The sequence below is a fragment of the Niabella aurantiaca DSM 17617 genome (assembly GCF_000374125.1).
GTDB lineage: Bacteria > Bacteroidota > Bacteroidia > Chitinophagales > Chitinophagaceae > Niabella > Niabella aurantiaca.
In genome coordinates this window covers 122,609-140,955 of sequence record NZ_KB893643.1, presented here as the reverse complement: position 1 = coordinate 140,955, position 18,347 = coordinate 122,609, and the positions used below count along the sequence as shown (strand labels likewise).

The window sequence follows — 18,347 nt, the reverse complement described above, 5'->3', positions numbered from 1 at the left end:
AAACTATAAAATATTTGGTGTAACTAAAACGTTACACTATCTTTGTTTTAACAAAAACAAATAACAATGGAACTTTACATCGAAACAAAACAGAAAAACCAAGGGGCAACTTCAATTATGGTTAACAAAATGTACATTACTGTTGACGATGTACATAATATTGAGTCTACGGTGATTGAGAAATTCGTAAAAAATACTACCTGGTCAACCCTTTTGTCTTGGAAAGTGGTAGCACGTTTAGATGGTGCCTGCAATACTATCGCTAAAGAGTATTACGCAGACCAGGCTGTGTGTGTAGAGGCAGCCAAAGAATACTACGCAGATACAAAAGAAGGGATGAAACTAATAAAAAGAACAGAAGCCATAATATATCATAAATTAGCTGCATGATTTGGGAATACATAAAGGCAGATAGTTTTTTTAGAGACTATCTGCCACATATAAAAAGCCACAAGCACAAAATTAGAGGCAAGAACGGTCGTGGTAATCCAACTGAATTTTCTACAGAAGAAAAAAGGGCCATTCGTGCCGCAATTAAAAAAATGCTGAAAAATGCAACACTGCCGTAAAACCCCGGCCCAGCGCCGGGTTTTTCATTTTCCGGTATTTAAAAGAAGCCTTATCTTTATTACCTACTCTTTAGTTAAATCTATAGAGTTACTGGTACTCCCGGCTTTTTCAGGCTGGGATTTTTGCTTATACCACATCTGGGGTATTTTTTTAAAATAATTGCTCTTCTTCTTGTTTTCTGTACGTACAAATACTATATTTGCTGTACAATTATTAACCGCCGCTGCAACGGCACAAAACAAAACAAAATGGAAGCTTACAAAAACGAAATCATCAGACAATTGGATGGCCTTAACAACGGTGGGCACTACGGTCCTTTTTCCGATTTATTAAGAAAGATAGATGAAGCGTTGTGCTGGGCCTGGAGAAATTGGGATGATGATATTATCGCGACCTACTACGAATTTGAAAAACCTGAAAGACCGAACGAAAAATTTATAACCAACTGGGTTGAAAACGAGGATTTTGAAGCAGACGGCTACGATAAAGAAGAATTAGAAGAAACTTTCGGTTAAAACAAAATCCCCCAGCCTGCAAGCCGGGGGCTAAATTTTTGAGCGACAAAACAATTATTAACCAGCTCAAAGAACAAAGATATGGCAAAGAAAAACAAGCGTATAGATCTGCGCACCACGAAACAGATTTTCGATTTGCTGCAGGAAAGCTCCGAAAGCATGAATGTGCCTCGGAATGAAATAATTGAAGATGCAGTATTCTTGTATTTAACAGAGGATAGTAATTTTATTAACTGTCCTAAATGCCGTGCCCGCCTGTTCCGGAAACACCGGATAAGTGTTGGGGGTGTGGTTACTTTTAATTGCAGTTGCGGCAATACCGTTGTGTGGGACGAAGAAGAGCAGGTGTATCTAAAAGGGACCTAATTCCGGATTCCCGTAAAAATCCCCCTTCCCGGCGCCTTACCTTGCGCCGATGATACTATGCACTGTTTACATCACCCATCGCGAACTGGACACCCTGGACCAAGTAAAAGAAGCGCTGCAGCTGGCCGGCTTTGAAGTCTTCCTGATCCATTCGGGGAGAGACCGGCAGCTGGCCGTCCCGGAGAAAGACCAGGACCGGGCTTGGGAGGTGGTGTGGGAGGTGCTCACCCGACAATAAAGCCGGAACTTTCGCCCCGGCCGGTAAATGAGAAATAATGGTCTTTATCTTGATGTCTCTTATTATTTGCTTCGCTAATATATAACGTTATTAGCCAATTTGCTTATAAAATACTTGACAAAAATTACATAAATTCGAACGAAAGTTTGATTTATGCCGTTTTTCAGGTTGCCGGATTCACGTATTGTTGATGTTCAGATAAAGTTTGATCCTCATTCTGACTCGTTTGCCGTTTCCTATGAAGGGAGATCTGCTGTTATGGAGCATGATCCGAATTTGGATCTTTATCTCCGGGTTTCAGGTGATTTGCTTCCGGACGAGATCGTGGTCCAGGTGAATGAGTACATAAAAAATGACAAGGTCGATTATACGCTTTATGGTCATTTTATTGTGCCGTTGGAGGATGAAAATAATAGGTATTACGCCTCCTGCAACTTTCATTATTTTGAGGATTATGACGGAATTGCGCCCGACGGGTCGGTGGATGTTTATCTCCTTCACCCGAAAAAAGGCAGCATTGTCACCCGCCTTGAGCTGGATGCGGAGAACGAAATGTATAATGTGGCTGAAGGTATGCCGGCGCTCGATAGCCTGGAAATAGACGCCATCAGTCAGGCGATTAAAGAATACAACGCGAAAATTAAAGGTTAAGCTATGTGCAATTTCAACAGCTACAAAATGTCAAAAGAGGAGGTCCGCCTCCAGGGATTCGAAGTTAAGCAGCCCGACATAAATATACCACTTGCCGGTTTCCATGAGTTCCCAGAGTGGCCCGTGGTTGTTAAAACAGATAGCGGTTACGACACTACATTAATGAATTGGACGCTGATACCTTCCTGGGCAAATAGCGTTGAAGAGGCTGCTAGATACAGCACACAGAACGCCGTCCTGGAAGATGTGTTTAATAAGAATTCATTTAAAGGAGCCGTAAAAAAGCACCGGTGTCTGGTGCTTTCTTCCGGATTTTACGAATGGCGCCATTTGCCAAAAATAGGGAAGAAGGGGGAGCTGCTGAAGACAACAGAAGCATTCCCTTACTTTATTAAAGAGAAAGGTAAGGAGGTGTTCTTTATGGCCGGGATATGGAACCCGTGGGATCGGAATGGTCAATTCCTGAACACATTTACTATTTGCACGCAGCCAGCAAACAAAGTCATGCAGGCGATTCACAATAAATTGGATGCAAAAACCGGGAAACCCAAGCACCGGATGCCTGTAATCCTGGATGAAGACAGAGCGGCAAAATGGTTAGATCCTAATTTGACAGATGCGGAAATATCGGCATTTGCTTCCGTAAGCCTCCCAGATACGGAGCTCGAATACTATACTATAGCAAAAGACTTTAAAACAGCAGCTAATCCACAAGCGCCGGCCCATTATGACCAGGTGCCGGAAATTGTGATTTAGATCATTGGAACCTCACTATAATCCTCAATCTCATCCAGGGGCATTTTGTACCATTTTTTCTGAATTGAAACAGCCGCGTATACTATGCCGTACTGAACCAAAAAGTCAAGCTTTATCTCCGATTTTGGGTTTACATATACATTTTCATTTTTTGAAAGCCAGTTGACGATTTTATGTCTAAATAATTTTGCGGCCAACTCTCTCGTATTATTTTGATCGGCCAATCTAAATGTAGCATAGTAGAGCTGATACCGGCCATCGATACGCATCATTTCCTTAACCTTCTCCATGTGTGCAGGGCTGCCGACATGGATTATTGCCGCATAACGGTCGTTTTTGATCTTTATCTTGTGAAACTCTGCATCTTCCTTGTTTTTATAGGGGGTGAGCAATATGGGTATTTTTAACTGGTTGGTTAGTGGGTTGAAAGCCCGATAATAGGTTTGCGACACCAGGTAGTTCACCTCATGAATAGCAAAACTGTTTATTTTTAAGGTCGTGAACACCTCCAACGGCTGCAGCATAATGATACATTTTCACCACAAATATTTACTAAAATATTTAGTATTTCAAAATCATTTTTTGAGGACTTGATTTTCATACATTTGTGTTATGAGACCTCCTTTATCGAGAATAGAAGCACTGGAAGCTTTTTTCGCAGGACGAAAATTGCCAGAGATGCTGCATCTCGACGCCGCTTCAACTCAATACAACCCCCAAGAGTTTGTTTCAGAAACCTTGCGAATGCTAAAAGATGGGTCATTTGTGGAAATAATTGCCTGGTGCCGGGTAGAGCATTTGGAAAAAATTCGAGATGCGATGGAAAAATCAATCTAAATGTTTTTTTATTTTACCGGCAATCTGTTCGTTTAGGATCCTGGCATATACTCTGGCAACATCCGGGGTATCGCCGAGTAATTCGCTTACCTCGTCGATATTTAAGCCTTTCTTTAACATCATCATTGCGAATGAGTGCCTCCCTGTATGGGGAGTAATGTTTCTTTTAGCGAGGTTTATTCCTATATCCTTAGCCACATCCCTGATAAATTCCCTAAATTCTTTTTCAGACATTTTTAAGGTGTGGTTTTTGCAATAAAGCAGAATTTCATCCAGTGGCTTATAGATTGGGATAGACACTATCTTCTTGTTCTTGTTCGCCCGGACAATCAAAATATCGTCTTTAACCCATTTATCATAGTCGAACCTGTAAAGGTCACTGATCCGGTATCCTCCGTGACACGATAGTAGAAAGTAATATCCTGCGGTTTTTTTATTTGGATTTACGAGTGATTTTGTTACAGTCATCCAGTCGTTAACCTCCTTAATAGTAAGAAATTCAGGTATATTTTTAACGCCCGGCGGAGGTGAGTATTTAGTGATTGCTTTAATTACTTTCGGGTTTGTGATTTTGTCTTTGTCTATAAGCGACAAAAGCAGCTGCTTTACTTTTTTTGTTTGATTGTAAAGGGTATTTTGATCCAAATTCTGACCTCTCAGCATTTTTTCATGATCCTGTAAAAAGTCAACGCCTATTCTGTTTATTGAAACTTCGGGCAGCTTTTTATAAATGGATTTAAGGGTCCTTCTCGTATTAAGTCCGGGAGTGTCTTCCAGGTATTTTTTAATATATGTTGATAGCTTATCCCGGCTGCCCGAATCCTCTGAAAGTAATTCCAGGGTAATGGCTATGTCTTTTAGAATAGCGTCAAGAATCAAAGTTTCCACCCGATGCCGTTCTTTTTGTATCAGGTCGTTCAGTTGTTTTCGGTTATGAACACCAGTTATTTTTTTACCCGTAAAGTCTTCTTTTTTTACCTTAACTGTGGTCGGCAGCCGGAAGTCGGCGCCGCCGCCTGTAACACGGACATAAACCTTACAGAAGTCTTCTTTTCCGGCGTTGCCGAGCATAAAACCTATATGATATTTTTGAGGCATTTTTGAGGCGTATTTTGAGGCATAAAAATAATAATTTTGGTGCTATCTGGTGCTATCTGGTGTTGAAATACAGGCTAAAATAGAAAAGGGCGTTGATTTACAACGCCCTTGAGTTGACCCATAAGGATTCGAACCTTAACTGACTGAACCAAAATCAGTAGTGCTACCGTTACACCATGGGTCAATCCGCCCTTTATGCTGACAGGTGTCAGATTTGGGATTGCAAAAATAGGGGATTCAATTGTTGTAACCATATGTTTCTGTATATTTTTTTCGATTTTTTTTATTTAATAATGGAATTTTTGCGGGCGTTGGTTTATTGAAACTTAATCAGTTAAATTTGTTTCTATTCAATTCATTTTTAAAACGATTATATGAAAGTTACTGTAGTAGGTGCCGGAGCGGTAGGCGCTACCTGTGCGGACAACATTGCCAGAAAAGAATTGGCGTCCGAATTGGTTTTGCTGGATATTAAAGAGGGCGTAGCCGAAGGAAAGGCGATCGACATGATGCAGACCGCTGCCTTGTTGGGATTTGATACAAAGATAAAAGGGGTTACCAACGATTATGCGGCCACCGAACATTCCGATGTAGTGGTGGTTACCTCCGGTTTGCCCCGTAAGCCGGGCATGACGCGCGAAGAACTGATCGGTGTAAATGCCGGGATTGTAAAAAGTGTTACGGAAAATATCCTGAAGCATTCCCCCGATACCATTATCATTGTGGTTTCCAATCCTATGGATACCATGAATTATCTTACCCTGCAAACCTCCGGGTTGCCTAAGAACCGGGTACTGGGTATGGGCGGGGCACTGGACTCGGCACGTTTCCGGTATTACCTTAGCCAGGAGCTGGGTTGCTCGCCTGCGGATCTGAACGCAGTGGTGATCGGCGGGCACGGCGATACTACAATGATCCCGCTGATTAAGCATGCTACCTGGAACAGCACACCGGTTACCAATTTCTTATCACAGGAGCAGCAGGATAAGATCGTGGCCGCTACAATGGTAGGGGGCGCCACATTAACCAAGCTCATCGGCACTTCGGCCTGGTATGCACCGGGCGCCGGCACCGCTGCCATGGTGGAGAGCATCCTGCGTGACGAGAAAAAACTGATCTCCTGTGGTGTGGCCCTGGACGGCGAATATGGTCAGAGCGATATTTCCCTGGTGGTACCGGTGATCATCGGCCGGAACGGATGGGAACGGATCCTTGACTTTAAATTGTCGGAAGCAGAACAGGCGGCCTTTAATAAAAGCGCAGACGCTGTCCGCAATATGAATGATGTGCTGAAGACCTTGTGATCTTTTAGGAGGACCTGTCAGGCTTTTAAAAACCTGACAGGTCTTTTGATTTACATCCGTTCCGGTACCCGGATTCCCAGCAAGTTCATGGAGGCGGCAATGGTGGCTGCAGCGAGCGTGCAGATCTTTAACCGCAGATCTTTCTTCTCCGGGCTTTCCGCATTGCGTACCGAGTGCGCCGTATAAAAGCTGTTGAACAGTTTGGAAATGGTAAAGGCATAGATGGCCAGCAGCGAAGGGTTGTGCTCACCGGCCGCCTGCTGTACTTGTGTCTGAAACTGCTCCAGCAAAATGATCAGCTCTTTTTCCAGCGGCAGTAACGGGCCAGGTGCTCCTGTATCCGCAGCCGGTGCTTCATTCCGGAGGATGGATCTGATGCGCGCATGCGTATATTGGATGAAAGGCCCGGTAAATCCCTGGAAGTCGATACTTTCTTCGGGGTTGAACACCATCCTTTTTTTGGGATCTACCCGCAGCAGGAAGAATTTTAAGGCGCCCAGCGCAATGGTATCGTGCAGCTCTTTTAGTTCCGTTTCGGAAAAGTCTTTTACCTTCCCCAGTTCTTCTGTTTTTGCGGCGGCTACTTTTACCAGTTCATCCAGCAGATCGTCGGCATCCACCACGGTGCCCTCCCGGGTTTTCATGCGTCCGCTGGGCAGCTCCACCATGCCATAGCTCATATGGTAGATGCCGCCTGCATAGGGTTTGTTCAGCTTTTGCAGGATCAGCTGCAATACTTTCATATGGTAATTTTGCTCATCGGCAATCACGTAGATGCTCTGGTCGTACGGAAAATCCTTATACTTTTCATCGGCCAGTCCCAGGTCCTGGGTAATGTAAACGGCTGTTCCATCCTTGCGCAGCACCAGTTTTTCATCCAGCCCTTCGGCGGTAAGATCGATCCATACACTGCCGTCTTCCTTTTTAAAGAACACGCCGTCCTTCAGTCCTTCTTCCACAAATTGCTTTCCTAAAATATAGGTATCGCTTTCATAGTAGATCTTGTCAAAGTCGGTACCGATGCGTTTATAGGTCTGGTCGAACCCTTCATATACCCACGCGTTCATTTTTTTCCAGAGCGCGATCACTTCCGGATCCCCTTTTTCCCAGTTTACCAGCATCTCCTGGGCGGCCTTCATGATCGGAGCATTCTTTTCGGCTTCCTCCTTACTCATGCCTTGTTGCAGAAGCGCTGCCATCTGCTCTTTGTGTTTTACGCCGAACAATACATAGTAATCACCCACGAGGTGGTCGCCCTTAATGCCGGTAGACTCCGGCGTAGCGCCGTTGCTATAAAGCTGCCAGGCCACCATTGATTTGGAGATGTGAATGCCCCGGTCGTTGGAGATGCAGCATTTCTGCACGGTGCTGCCGGTATAGGCCAGTATTTCAGCAATGGACCAACCCAGGAAATTATTCCGCAGATGGCCCAGGTGCAGCGGTTTATTGGTATTGGGAGAGGAGTATTCTACCATCACCTTCGAGGTCTGTTGCGCTTCCCTGCCCGGAGAAGGATCTTTATAATGCTGATCCAGAAAGCCGGTCCAGAAGCTTTCTGCGATGCTCAGGTTCAGGAACCCTTTGATGACATTAAAGGAATGAACCAGGTCTGCCCGGTGGTCAACCAGGTATTGCCCGATCTCCGTACCCAGCTCCTCCGGTTTTTTTTTCAGCTCTTTGATAAACGAGAATAAAACAACGGTATAATCACCTTCGAACTCAGGTTTGGTGCTATTGATCGCAATCGATGAAACTTCGATTTCCTTTTGATACAATTCTTTTAATGCAGCTGCAACAACCGGCCTCAATGTATCTACAATACTCATTCTTAACAATTTTGTGCAAAAATAAGGAACGCCGGCGCAGAAATCATTTTAATAAGGAATATCTTCGCCGCCGATGAGGCAACATCTGCATAGTGTGCGGGACCATATTCTCCCGCTGATCGATTTTTTTTATCCGCCGTTCAGGCGGATCATGCCGCTGCAAACCTTCCGGTATGCAGTTTCCGGGGCTTCAAACACATTCCTGGGACTATTGTCTTATTATATCACATATAAGTTCATTTTGCAGGGGCATGATTTTCATTTTGGTTTTTATGCCCTGAAATCGCATGTGGCGGCGCTGGCGGTTTCTTTTGTGGTCAGTTTCCTGGTGGGTTTTTTCCTGATGAAATATGTGGTATTCGACGACAGCCGGATCCGGGGACGGGTGCAGCTGTTCCGTTACCTGCTGGTTTGTGTGTTTAATCTTACCATTAATTTTGTGCTGCTCAAGATCCTGGTGGAAGCATGGGGGATCTATCCTGTTTTTGCGCAGATCGGCACTACGGTAGTGGTGATATTGCTCAGCTACCTGGCGCAGCGGCATTTCAGCTTTAAGCGGGTGCCGGAGCCTACCTACCTGGACGATGACCGGTCAGACCGGTAAAGTGTATAAAACCTTAGCCACTGTTTAAAGCGGGCAGTGTTTCCCGCGGATTTACGGTGATCTTTTCGATGTACCCATTGATCATTCCCTGCATTTCATCTGTGTAGATCTGCGGGTAGTGTTTCCCGCGGATCCTCGCAGATCTTTACGCTGTTCCTGTTGATCGTTCCCTGCCTTTCATCCGCGTAGATCTGCGGGCAGTGTTTCCCGCGGATTTTCGCTGATCTTTTGCTGTACCCGTTGATCGTTGCCTGCATTTGATCTGCGTAGATCAGCGGGCAGCGTTTCCCGCGGATCCTCGCTGATCTTTTCGCTGTACCCGTTGATCGCTGCCTGCATTTCATCCGCGTAGATCTGCGGGTAGTATTTCCCGCGGATTTTCGGTGATCTTTTCGATGTTTTCGTTGATCGTTGCCTGCCTTTCATCCGTGTAGATCTGCGGGTAGTGTTTCCTGCGGATCCTCGCTGATCTTTTCGCTGTTCCCGTTGATCGCTGCCCGCATTTCATCTGCGTAGATCTGCGGGTGGTATTTCCCGCGGATTTTCGGTGATCTTTCCTGGAAAAATTACCCGTTATTGAAAAATATACAGTAATTTTATTTATAACGCTTAAAACCTAATGAATCATGACCGAAAATGAATTATCCTACGAGATCCGTGGATGCATTTTCAAAATATATAACAACTTGGGGCCGGGATTGCTGGAGTCAGCGTACGAAGCCGCCCTTGCGTTTGAGCTGCAGCAAAAAGGATTATGCATCAACAGGCAGGTGGCCTTACCAATGGTATATGCGTCAATAAAACTTGATATCGGATATCGGATTGATATTTTAGTTGAACAAAAAGTGATTATTGAAATAAAATCGGTTGAGACGCTGTTGAACGTACATCATAAACAGGTGATCACTCATCTGAAACTATCCGGGTTAAAATTAGCCATACTTGTTAATTTTAATGTTGATAATATAACTAAAGGAATCTTCCGGAAAGTAAACCGGTTGTGAGCGGCTACTCTCATGAATTCTATTTCTGCATATCATCCGCGTAGATCTGCGGGCAGCGTTTCCCGCGGATCCTCGCTGATCTTTTGGCTGTACCCATTGATTGGTGCCTGCATTTCATCTGCGTAGATCTGCGGGTAGTATTTCCCGCGGATTTACGCAGATCTTTTCGCTGTACCCGTTGATCGCTGCCTGCATTCCATCTGCGTAGATCTGCGGGTAGTATTTCCCGCGGCTCCTCGCTGATCTTTTGGCTGTTCCCATTGATCGCTGCCTGCCTTTCATCTGCGTAGATCTGCGGGTAGTATTTCCCGCTGATTTTCGCTGATCTTTTCGCTGTACCCGTTGATCGCTGCCTGCATATCATCCGCGTAGATCTGCGGGTGGTATTTCCCGCGGATCCTCGCTGATCTTTTGGCTGTTCCCGTTGATCGCTGCCTGCCTTTCATCTGCGTAGATCTGCGGGTAGTATTTCCCGCTGATTTTCGCTGATCTTTTCGCTGTTCCCGTTGATCGCTGCCTGCATTTCATCTGCGTAGATCTGCGGGTGGTATTTCCCGCGGCTCCTCGCTGATCTTTTGGCTGTTCCCATTGATCGCTGCCTGCATTTCATCCGCGTAGATCTGTGGGCAGTGTTTCCCGCGGATTTACGCTGATCTTTTCGCTGTACCCGTTGATCGTTGCCTGCATTTCATCTGCGTAGATCTGCGGGCAGTATTTCCCGCTGATTTTCGCTGATCTTTTCGTTGTACCCGTTGATTGCTGCCTGCATATCATCCGCGTAGATCTGCGGGTGGTATTTCCCGCGGATCCTCGCTGATCTTTTGGCTGTACCCATTGATCGCTGCCTGCCTTTCATCTGCGTAGATCTGCGGGTAGTATTTCCCGCTGATTTTCGCTGATCTTTTCGCTGTACCCGTTGATCGCTGCCTGCATATCATCCGCGTAGATCTGCGGGTGGTATTTCCCGCGGATNGCTGCCTGCATATCATCCGCGTAGATCTGCGGGTGGTATTTCCCGCGGATTTTCGCTGATCTTTTCGATGTACCCATTGATCGCTGCCTGCATTTCATCCGTGTAGATCTGCGGGAATAGTAACAGCGCTGCTGTTTTTAAAATGGGTTCCTATAGATCGATCTCCGTTACCTTTAATAGAAAATCACCACTGCAGTAGGCGCGGACTGCCAGCCAGTTTGATTGTGGAAAAATACCGGCCACGGTAATGTCCTTAACCGTTCCTGCTCCCGTAACTCCTTTTATAAATTGCCGGTTGAGCTGCTGTTCCATATTGGTTTTTGCCGTTGTTAAAAGCGTACTGAGATCGTATTTCGCCATCTTTTCGATCTGCCCGGTGATCTTCCGGGAAAACAGCCAGTCGGCGGTCCTGAGCAGGGCATCCCGCGACTGGATATCAAAATCCACATCGGTTACCTGCAATATATGAGAACCGGCATAGTACAGGGGCTTGCCGGTTACATAGAAATAGCCGTCGTTGGAACCGGTAAATTTTACCTGCATCACCAGGCGGTTATCACGACTGCCCAGGAGCCTGCATTCCTGAAAAATAAACCGTTTTTTGATGAACGCTTTGGTGAAGGTAAATTCTTTTCCTGCGATCTGGCTGGTAAGGATCCGGCTAAGGGAGTCGTAGCTCATGACCAGGTCCGCATATACCTGGAACCCGTTGTTTTTGCTGAAGCTGCTGATATGTGGTACCGGAACAACTGCGGCCGCCGGCTTTTCAAAACGTACTACCGGCTTGGCCGCCATACCCACACTGATCTGCAGCTGATTGTTTGCCGTTTGAATGCTGTTGATGCGCACTTTTTGCGGGTTGATCTGCAGCCAGCCCATATTGCTGATATTGTAAGGCGTGTTCAGCTGGTTCCACAGGGTCTGGAACCGGGGCTTCAGGTCGATGCGACCATAACTTTTTTCAAGGTCGGCTTTTGAAACATCGAGCTCTTTTTTCAGGGCATCCATGATCACCGGGGTAATATCCTGCCCCCAGAAGCAAACCGTGCATTTGTCAACCGGCTCCGGCTCCTTACGGGTTACCTGCATCTTGATGGTATAATTGGTAAGGAGCGCGATGGCTACGGAAAATCCCACTTTTACCTTACGTTCCCCTTCCTCAAAACCGCACTGGCAGGCTGGCGTCCAGGGGGTGAGTGCCTTCCCGTTCACACAGGCTCTTGTAGAGCCGATGATCTTATAATAGCCGGTAAAAGAGATATCCAATGTTGTATTGTTGAGGCTGAATTGCAGTGGTCCCCGCCGGAAGCTGTATTTATAACGGGTGTCGCAGCCCTCCTGCACCCATTCGTCAGGAAAATGCGGCGAGGTGAAGAGGGTATCCACCTTTTTATCGGCCATTGCAAAAAAAGGAGCCAGGTCTATTTGTATGGGAATGTTCAGTTCTGATTCCGGTATGGTCGCAGCGGGGTATTCCGGCGCAGAAAGGACCGGTGTTGCAGGGGCGATCGGCTGCTGCCAGGCCAGGGATGCGTGGAGCAAAAAGAACAACAGGATCAGTACTTGTTTCATTCGCTCAAAAATAATAAGGATGAGCTAAAAAGCGCTATTTTTGAAAACAGAAGTAGATCAGCCACTGTTATGAAAAATCGATACCTGTTTTTGGGCATTGCCGGCCTCTTACTGGCCTGTAACCGCAATAAAGACGCTTCCCTTTCTTTTGACACCGATGGAAAAATAGCTTCCATTGAACGGTCTCCGGCTTCATCCGGTATCCAAAATCCCCTGGAGTTCCGGTACGATGAGCAGGGACAGCTGAAATTTATCGGCAATGAGGAACTCTTCTATGAGAATGGAAGGCTTTTCCGTTCCCGGTACTACCGTTTGGATTCTGTAAAGAACGCATATAGTGATGGATACCGTTATGCCCTCGATATCCGGAAGTATACCTATATCTGGAAGAACGGAAAGATCTCGGAGATACGGGATAGTGTCTATTATAAAAGATACACTTCAACAGATCCGCAGCTTAGCGAAGGATTTAGGGAGGGCGTATTGGCCCGTTTTTACTACCGGTCAAATGCCCTGCCGGATTCGATGTCCTATGCACAATGGCTGACCGATACTGAATACAGCATGCGAAATGTTGCTTTAACATATAACGGGGAAAATATTGTTTCCAGAACCTTCTTTGGATATGGCCCTGTTCCGCCAGCAGGTACTCCACCCGGTAATAATTATTTCCGGGTCGTGGAGCGTTATCTGTATGATAAGCGACCGGGATATTTGTATGCCCTGTATAAAAAACTGGGCGTTCTTCCTCCTTCACTGGGCTACGATTTTATTGCTTCCAGGAACAATGCAGCAAAAAACTGGAATGCCGTTTTTGCTCCGGGCAGCACTCCAACTGTACCCAATGATGCCGATTATAAGGACATTTATACCGAATTTGACGGAAAAAACCGGCCGGTAAAGATCGTTTACGACAAAGACGGGGCCGGTGCGTCGGCGATAACTGTAACCTATCATTAACCGTTCAGCCCGTGCAGTGTAAAACAGCTCCCATCTGACAAAAAGGGGTCCCTGGGCACCGGAGGTTGATCTTCAATGTCCTGATAGACAAGTGGAACAGGCACCGGTCGTTGAAGTCAATATGCCCAATGCGGAAGCCCCGCTCACCGGCAACCAGACGAATGGCTGCTCCCCGGCTTGATGACTGACATTTTTGCATATTTTATCACTGCGGCATAATCATTGAAAGCTAATAACTGCCATAAAATGTGGTAATTTTTAATAAAAGGAGAAATTTAAATATTATGGGTAAAATTATTGGTATTGACTTAGGAACCACCAACAGCTGCGTTGCGGTAATGGAAGGTAACGAGCCGGTGGTGATTGCCAACGATGAAGGGCGCCGTACAACCCCATCTGTTGTTGCATTTTTGAAAAACGGTGAGCGTAAGGTGGGCGATCCTGCTAAAAGACAGGCCATTACAAACCCGCAAAACACCATCATGTCTGTAAAGCGTTTTATGGGCCGCCGTTTTGATGAGGTTTCTGAAGAGATCAGCCACTGGAGCTATAAGGTAGCACAGGGTGACAATAATACGGTTCGTATTGATATAGACGGACGCCTGTACACACCCCAGGAAATTTCTGCCATGGTATTGCAGAAGATGAAAAAAACAGCCGAGGATTACCTGGGCCAGGAAGTGAACGAGGCGGTTATTACGGTGCCGGCTTACTTTAATGATGCGCAGCGCCAGGCTACTAAAGAGGCAGGGGAGATCGCCGGACTGAATGTACGCCGTATTGTAAACGAACCTACCGCTGCCGCCCTGGCTTATGGCCTGGATAAAGGCGGTAAAGATCATAAAATTGCTGTATTTGACCTTGGTGGAGGTACGTTTGATATTTCCGTTCTGGAACTGGGCGATGGGGTATTTGAAGTGAAATCTACGAACGGGGACACACACCTGGGTGGAGATGATTTTGACAAAGTGGTTATGGACTGGCTGGCAGAAGAATTTAAGAAAGACGAAAACATTGATCTGCGGAAGGACCCTATGGCCCTGCAGCGTCTGAAAGAAGCCGCTGAAAAAGCAAAGATCGAATTATCGTCTTCCAGCGAAACGGAGATCAACCTGCCTTATATTACGGCGGTGGACGGCGTTCCCAAACACCTGGTGAAAAAGCTGACCCGCGCTAAATTTGAGCAACTGGCAGACAACCTGTTCACCCGTTGTTTAAAGCCCTGTGAAGCTGCGTTAAAGGATGCCGGTATGAACCCTTCTGAAATTGATGAAGTGATCCTGGTAGGAGGAAGCACCCGTATACCCAAAGTACAGGAAATTGTAGAGAAATTCTTTGGTAAAAAACCCAACAAAGGAGTAAACCCGGATGAGGTAGTGGCTGTAGGTGCGGCCATACAGGGAGCGGTACTGACCGGGGAAGTAAAAGACGTTTTATTGCTGGATGTAACCCCGCTTTCCCTGGGTATCGAAACCATGGGCGGTGTAATGACCGCATTGATCCCGTCAAACACAACGATCCCCACCAAGAAATCGGAAGTGTTCTCCACTGCCAGCGATAACCAGCCGGGCGTACAGATCCATGTATTGCAGGGCGAGCGCTCGATGGCAAAAGATAATAAAAGCCTCGGTATCTTTAACCTGGACGGCATTCCGCCGGCCCCCAGAGGTGTGCCCCAGATCGAAGTGATCTTTGATATCGATGCTAACGGCATTATGCATGTAACGGCAAAAGATAAAGGCACCGGGAAGGAACAAAAGATCCATATTGAAGCAGGCAGTGGCTTAAGCAAGGAAGAAGTAGAAAAAATGAAGGCAGAAGCAAAGGCGAACGAAGCAACGGATAAAGCCGAACGCGAAAAAATTGACAAGCTGAACGCTGCAGACAGCCTGGTGTTCCAGACAGAAAAACAACTGAAGGAATACGGTGATAAGCTTCCCGCCGATAAAAAATCGGTGATCGAGGGCGCTGCTGAAAAATTAAAAGAGGCACACAAGCAACAGGACATTGCAGGTATCGATAAGGCCATGGAAGAGCTGAATGCCGCATGGACGGCTGCAAGTGAGGATATTTATAAATCCGGACAGGGTGCTGAAGCCGGGGCGCAGGCCAATGCAGGACAACCCGGCGACAACGGTCAGCAGGGCGGAGCTGCAGCCGGTGGTGCTGATGACGTAACCGATGTGCCGTTTGAAGAAGTGAAGTAAACGGATACACAATAGCAAAAAGTGATCCCGGTAAGCAATTACCGGGATTTTTATTTGATAGAAAAAGGGCTTCAGCAGTGAGCCGTCGGTTCCGAAGAGAATGTGTGAATCCGAAAATGTGGATCCAATACCCTGGCATGGAATGCTAAAAGACGATAGACGGGTTGGATCGCCTTTCACTTTTCATAGATCCATGGAATTTATCCCCGTAACCCCGGGACTGAAACAGGCACAAGACTCCAGGGGGCAGCCCCGAAACTTCGTATCTGCGTCGAGTTGATTTTACGAAAGAAATCAATGCGGCATTTGGATAAACCATGAATCACTCCGGGTTACAAAGGTCCCCCGGCGCGTTACCCGTCCGAACGGATCATCCGGATGGGCGCCTTTGCCTGTTTGCCTTTATTGAAGTTGCCCGCACCTGCTAAATCATTCCCGCCTGGCCAGGTCAACCGGCGGACAGGCGGGGATAAACGCTCATGGGATCGCCAAAAAACGGGAAGGATCAGCATTGCATTTTAATCTGCGGCAGACGGCGCCTTTCCTGAACCGTTCAATAAAATATAACAGAAGGCCGGTTTTTAAATTCAGAATAGGAGGACTTCAGCATCAGATGTGCACGGGACCCGGGCCGGAACTTTAAATGGGCCTGTTTTAGACAAAACCGGCCCTTGCTAACCGTGAAATACAAAGTTGAATAAAGTTTAATGCACGTCGTTATCGTTTTGCGTGCGTATATCGGGTATATTGTGTTCCGTTAACCAGCTGCGAAAACCGTCGGTGTCGCATGGACTGAAGTGCACAATGGCACCGGTTTTAAGCATGATGGTAAAAATTCCTGTGGCCTCAATGTATTTGGTCAATGCAGCGGGCTTGTGTTCAAATTCAGGGTAAGTAAGGGCAGCTGTGTAAGTTTTCGTCATGAGATTTTTATATTTGAAGGCGTACGATGCATCAAAAATACAATAAATATGCTTTACTCCTAATGTGTTTTAAAGAAGCACTATCACCAATTTTGGTGACAAGGATCACCTGCAACGGCAGGTGATCCGGACCGGCAGTTCCCGGCGCTTTCATAATCCCTTGTATTACAGTTTCCGGAAACCGGCTATTGAACAATCGTTTGCACAGTGCCGGTGATGCAATATTGGGTATTTTTATCTGCTTAACAACAAAATACTTCCATTATGAGTAACCGGAGAAATTTTCTTAAAAACATTGCTGTTGGTGCGGGTGCCTTTGCCATTGACCTGCCTGCATTTGCCGCTGGCGATGAAGCAATGCAACGCTCTTATGAACTGGAAAAAAGTGGTGCCCGTTTTAATATGAGCGGCTACCGGGCCCCCAGGATCGATAAAGTACGCATCGGCTTCATCGGGCAGGGGATGCGCGGCCCGGGTGCGGTGCAGCGGATGTCGCACATCGACGGCGTGGAGATCGTTGCCATTTGTGACCTGATCCCCCAACGCGCCACCAGATCCAATAACCTGGTGCAGAAAACCGGCCGCCCTGCTGCGAAGGAGTATTCCGGCGAAAATGGCTGGAAAGATATGATCCGGAAAGAGAAGCTGGACCTGGTGTACATCACTACGCCCTGGCATCTCCACACGCCCATGGCCCTTTTTGCCATGGAAAACGGCTGCCACGCCGCTTCCGAAGTGCCCATTGCACTCACCCTGGAAGACGGCTGGAAATTGGTGGAAACCTCCGAGCGCACCCGCAAGCATTGCATGATGCTTGAGAACTGCTGCTACGATTTTTTCGAGTTGCTGACCCTCAACATGGCCCGCCAGGGCATGTTTGGCGAACTGGTACATGCCGAAGGAGCGTACCTTCACGATCTGCGGAGTCTCAACTTCAAAAAAGATACCGGTTATCAGAACATGTGGCGCCTCCGCCAAAATTATGAGCATAACGGTTGCCTGTACCCCACGCATGGTCTTGGTCCGGTAGCGCAGTGCCTGAACATCAACCGCGGCGATAAAATGGACTGGCTTGTATCCGTGTCCAGCAATGACTTTCAGATGAGACAGATGGCAAAAGATCTTGCTGCCAAAGATCCTTACTTCCAGCAGTTCGTGGGCAAAACCTACCGCGGCAATATGAACACCACCACCATTAAAACCAATAAAGGAAAAACCATCATGATCCAGCATGATGTAACCTCGCCCCGCCCGTATTCCCGTATCCACCTCCTGAGCGGTACCAAAGGCATGGCGCAGAAATGGCCCGATCCAGAGCGCATCTCCTTCGGTCATGAATGGATCAAAGAGGAAGAGCTGAAAAAACTCTACGAACAATATACTCCTGAGATCGTCCGGAAAATTGGCGACCTTGCCAAACAAATAGGTGGCCATGGCGGTATGGATTTTATGATGGACTGGCGGCTGATCGATTGTTTGCGCAACGGTCTTCCGCTGGATCAGGATGTGTACGACGGTGTGGCCTGGAGCTGCCTGTTCCCGCTGAGCGGCAGATCCATTGCCAAACGCTCTTCCAGCGTGGATATTCCTGACTTTACCCGCGGTGCCTGGAAGACCAATGCCCCTGTAGAGCTGACGCTGAAAGGCGGTGGCACCACCGGGGTGGTTAACCTTGAGAAAAAAGAAGCATCCAAACAGCTGAACGTACATTGATCAGTATAGCGGTTTTTAAAAGCGCTCCTCACAAACCGGGGGAGCGCTTTTTAGCGCAAATGGTTCATTTTTCTTTTTCTTTTCCATGTCAATGAAAAACGGGCGGATAAAAATGCAAAGCGCCTGAAGTTTTTATTTTTGCAGGCATTATTCTCGGGGGTTTCGCTGCTTATCCTGCCTGTTACGGATCTTCGCTGAAATTTGTTTAAACAATTAAGCGAAACCGCTTC

The 18,347-nt window shown here is 46.8% G+C and carries 20 protein-coding genes and 1 tRNA gene; 14 read left to right on the top strand and 7 right to left on the bottom strand.

Features of this window, described 5'->3' with window-relative positions:
* Nucleotides 1–66: 66 nt before the first annotated feature.
* The 7 genes from B160_RS0117215 to B160_RS29470 all read left to right on the top strand — a co-directional run bounded on the left by B160_RS0117215 (nt 67) and on the right by B160_RS29470 (nt 3,096).
* Entirely contained in the window at nt 67–390 is a 324-nt protein-coding gene (locus tag B160_RS0117215) for a hypothetical protein (RefSeq protein WP_018629170.1), read from the top strand.
* A complete protein-coding gene (locus B160_RS31750; RefSeq protein WP_018629169.1) occupies nt 387–569 on the top strand; it encodes a hypothetical protein in 183 nt (60 codons plus the stop codon). The genes B160_RS0117215 and B160_RS31750 overlap by 4 nt, the downstream gene beginning before the upstream one ends.
* A 249-nt stretch (nt 570–818) precedes the next feature.
* Entirely contained in the window at nt 819–1,085 is a 267-nt protein-coding gene (locus B160_RS0117200) for a hypothetical protein (RefSeq protein WP_018629167.1), read from the top strand.
* An 81-nt stretch (nt 1,086–1,166) separates the two neighbouring features.
* On the top strand, nt 1,167–1,451 hold the full coding sequence (locus tag B160_RS0117195) for a hypothetical protein (protein WP_018629166.1): 285 nt from the start codon (nt 1,167–1,169) through the stop codon (nt 1,449–1,451).
* A gap of 49 nt (nt 1,452–1,500) precedes the next feature.
* Nucleotides 1,501–1,689, top strand: a complete 189-nt coding sequence (locus B160_RS0117190; protein ID WP_018629165.1) for a hypothetical protein — start codon at nt 1,501–1,503, stop codon at nt 1,687–1,689.
* A gap of 153 nt (nt 1,690–1,842) precedes the next feature.
* Entirely contained in the window at nt 1,843–2,340 is a 498-nt protein-coding gene (locus B160_RS0117185; protein WP_018629164.1) for a hypothetical protein, read from the top strand.
* A 27-nt stretch (nt 2,341–2,367) separates the two neighbouring features.
* Entirely contained in the window at nt 2,368–3,096 is a 729-nt protein-coding gene (locus tag B160_RS29470; RefSeq protein ID WP_071597048.1) for an SOS response-associated peptidase, read from the top strand.
* On the opposite strand, the gene B160_RS0117175 is transcribed toward B160_RS29470, so the two are convergent.
* The gene (locus B160_RS0117175) at nt 3,093–3,620 is read right to left on the bottom strand and encodes a hypothetical protein (RefSeq protein WP_018629162.1); all 528 of its coding nucleotides are present in this window, start codon (nt 3,618–3,620) and stop codon (nt 3,093–3,095) included. The two genes, B160_RS29470 and B160_RS0117175, sit on opposite strands and share 4 nt — an antisense overlap.
* A gap of 88 nt (nt 3,621–3,708) precedes the next feature.
* Here B160_RS0117175 and B160_RS29465 point away from each other — a divergent pair, with 88 nt between their 5' ends.
* A complete protein-coding gene (locus tag B160_RS29465) occupies nt 3,709–3,933 on the top strand; it encodes a DUF6965 family protein (protein ID WP_040680030.1) in 225 nt (74 codons plus the stop codon).
* Here B160_RS29465 and B160_RS0117165 read toward each other — a convergent pair.
* Nucleotides 3,925–5,004, bottom strand: coding sequence for a tyrosine-type recombinase/integrase (locus B160_RS0117165; protein ID WP_169540094.1), 1,080 nt, complete (start codon nt 5,002–5,004; stop codon nt 3,925–3,927). The two genes, B160_RS29465 and B160_RS0117165, sit on opposite strands and share 9 nt — an antisense overlap.
* A gap of 140 nt (nt 5,005–5,144) precedes the next feature.
* Nucleotides 5,145–5,215, bottom strand: a tRNA-Gln gene (locus B160_RS0117160).
* 190 nt (nt 5,216–5,405) lie between these two features.
* On the opposite strand from B160_RS0117160, the gene mdh reads away from it, so the two are divergent.
* Complete coding sequence (mdh, locus tag B160_RS0117155; protein ID WP_018629159.1) at nt 5,406–6,335, top strand: malate dehydrogenase; 930 nt, start codon at nt 5,406–5,408, stop codon at nt 6,333–6,335.
* A gap of 50 nt (nt 6,336–6,385) precedes the next feature.
* Here the strand turns inward: mdh and argS are convergent, their stop codons facing one another.
* Nucleotides 6,386–8,161: an arginine--tRNA ligase gene (gene argS / locus B160_RS0117150; RefSeq protein WP_018629158.1), complete on the bottom strand. Its 1,776-nt coding sequence runs from the start codon at nt 8,159–8,161 to the stop codon at nt 6,386–6,388.
* Nucleotides 8,162–8,234: 73 nt separating this feature from the next.
* On the opposite strand from argS, the gene B160_RS0117145 reads away from it, so the two are divergent.
* Both B160_RS0117145 and B160_RS0117130 read left to right on the top strand, forming a co-directional pair.
* The gene (locus B160_RS0117145; RefSeq protein ID WP_018629157.1) at nt 8,235–8,765 is read left to right on the top strand and encodes a GtrA family protein; all 531 of its coding nucleotides are present in this window, start codon (nt 8,235–8,237) and stop codon (nt 8,763–8,765) included.
* 626 nt (nt 8,766–9,391) lie between these two features.
* Nucleotides 9,392–9,769, top strand: coding sequence for a GxxExxY protein (locus B160_RS0117130; RefSeq protein WP_018629155.1), 378 nt, complete (start codon nt 9,392–9,394; stop codon nt 9,767–9,769).
* A gap of 442 nt (nt 9,770–10,211) precedes the next feature.
* Here B160_RS0117130 and B160_RS31990 read toward each other — a convergent pair whose 3' ends face one another.
* Together B160_RS31990 and B160_RS0117100 are read right to left on the bottom strand one after the other, a co-directional pair.
* Nucleotides 10,212–10,358 (bottom strand): hypothetical protein, encoded by a 147-nt coding sequence (locus tag B160_RS31990; RefSeq protein ID WP_018629151.1) that lies wholly within the window; start codon nt 10,356–10,358, stop codon nt 10,212–10,214.
* Nucleotides 10,359–10,892: 534 nt separating this feature from the next.
* Nucleotides 10,893–12,314, bottom strand: coding sequence for a DUF4403 family protein (locus tag B160_RS0117100; protein WP_018629146.1), 1,422 nt, complete (start codon nt 12,312–12,314; stop codon nt 10,893–10,895).
* Nucleotides 12,315–12,383: 69 nt separating this feature from the next.
* Here B160_RS0117100 and B160_RS0117095 point away from each other — a divergent pair, with 69 nt between their 5' ends.
* On the top strand, nt 12,384–13,274 hold the full coding sequence (locus B160_RS0117095) for a hypothetical protein (RefSeq protein WP_018629145.1): 891 nt from the start codon (nt 12,384–12,386) through the stop codon (nt 13,272–13,274).
* Nucleotides 13,275–13,558: 284 nt separating this feature from the next.
* Nucleotides 13,559–15,481: a molecular chaperone DnaK gene (gene dnaK / locus B160_RS0117090; protein WP_018629144.1), complete on the top strand. Its 1,923-nt coding sequence runs from the start codon at nt 13,559–13,561 to the stop codon at nt 15,479–15,481.
* Between the two features lie 704 nt (nt 15,482–16,185).
* Here the strand turns inward: dnaK and B160_RS0117075 are convergent.
* Nucleotides 16,186–16,404, bottom strand: coding sequence for a hypothetical protein (locus B160_RS0117075; protein ID WP_018629141.1), 219 nt, complete (start codon nt 16,402–16,404; stop codon nt 16,186–16,188).
* Nucleotides 16,405–16,668: 264 nt separating this feature from the next.
* Here B160_RS0117075 and B160_RS0117065 point away from each other — a divergent pair, with 264 nt between their 5' ends.
* The gene (locus B160_RS0117065) at nt 16,669–18,117 is read left to right on the top strand and encodes a Gfo/Idh/MocA family protein (protein WP_018629139.1); all 1,449 of its coding nucleotides are present in this window, start codon (nt 16,669–16,671) and stop codon (nt 18,115–18,117) included.
* Nucleotides 18,118–18,347: the final 230 nt, after the last annotated feature.

Bases quoted from the DNA above. Each gene is read 5' to 3' on its own strand.
- B160_RS0117215 (WP_018629170.1), top strand. From the start codon at position 67: ATGGAACTTTACATCGAAACAAAACAGAAAAACCAAGGGGCAACTTCA.
- B160_RS31750 (WP_018629169.1), top strand. From the start codon at position 387: ATGATTTGGGAATACATAAAGGCAGATAGTTTTTTTAGAGACTATCTG.
- B160_RS0117200 (WP_018629167.1), top strand. From the start codon at position 819: ATGGAAGCTTACAAAAACGAAATCATCAGACAATTGGATGGCCTTAAC.
- B160_RS0117195 (WP_018629166.1), top strand. From the start codon at position 1,167: ATGGCAAAGAAAAACAAGCGTATAGATCTGCGCACCACGAAACAGATT.
- B160_RS0117190 (WP_018629165.1), top strand. From the start codon at position 1,501: ATGATACTATGCACTGTTTACATCACCCATCGCGAACTGGACACCCTG.
- B160_RS0117185 (WP_018629164.1), top strand. From the start codon at position 1,843: ATGCCGTTTTTCAGGTTGCCGGATTCACGTATTGTTGATGTTCAGATA.
- B160_RS29470 (WP_071597048.1), top strand. From the start codon at position 2,368: ATGTCAAAAGAGGAGGTCCGCCTCCAGGGATTCGAAGTTAAGCAGCCC.
- B160_RS0117175 (WP_018629162.1), bottom strand. From the start codon at position 3,620: ATGCTGCAGCCGTTGGAGGTGTTCACGACCTTAAAAATAAACAGTTTT.
- B160_RS29465 (WP_040680030.1), top strand. From the start codon at position 3,709: ATGAGACCTCCTTTATCGAGAATAGAAGCACTGGAAGCTTTTTTCGCA.
- B160_RS0117165 (WP_169540094.1), bottom strand. From the start codon at position 5,004: ATGCTCGGCAACGCCGGAAAAGAAGACTTCTGTAAGGTTTATGTCCGT.
- mdh (WP_018629159.1), top strand. From the start codon at position 5,406: ATGAAAGTTACTGTAGTAGGTGCCGGAGCGGTAGGCGCTACCTGTGCG.
- argS (WP_018629158.1), bottom strand. From the start codon at position 8,161: ATGAGTATTGTAGATACATTGAGGCCGGTTGTTGCAGCTGCATTAAAA.
- B160_RS0117145 (WP_018629157.1), top strand. From the start codon at position 8,235: ATGAGGCAACATCTGCATAGTGTGCGGGACCATATTCTCCCGCTGATC.
- B160_RS0117130 (WP_018629155.1), top strand. From the start codon at position 9,392: ATGACCGAAAATGAATTATCCTACGAGATCCGTGGATGCATTTTCAAA.
- B160_RS31990 (WP_018629151.1), bottom strand. From the start codon at position 10,358: ATGGGAACAGCCAAAAGATCAGCGAGGAGCCGCGGGAAATACCACCCG.
- B160_RS0117100 (WP_018629146.1), bottom strand. From the start codon at position 12,314: ATGAAACAAGTACTGATCCTGTTGTTCTTTTTGCTCCACGCATCCCTG.
- B160_RS0117095 (WP_018629145.1), top strand. From the start codon at position 12,384: ATGAAAAATCGATACCTGTTTTTGGGCATTGCCGGCCTCTTACTGGCC.
- dnaK (WP_018629144.1), top strand. From the start codon at position 13,559: ATGGGTAAAATTATTGGTATTGACTTAGGAACCACCAACAGCTGCGTT.
- B160_RS0117075 (WP_018629141.1), bottom strand. From the start codon at position 16,404: ATGACGAAAACTTACACAGCTGCCCTTACTTACCCTGAATTTGAACAC.
- B160_RS0117065 (WP_018629139.1), top strand. From the start codon at position 16,669: ATGAGTAACCGGAGAAATTTTCTTAAAAACATTGCTGTTGGTGCGGGT.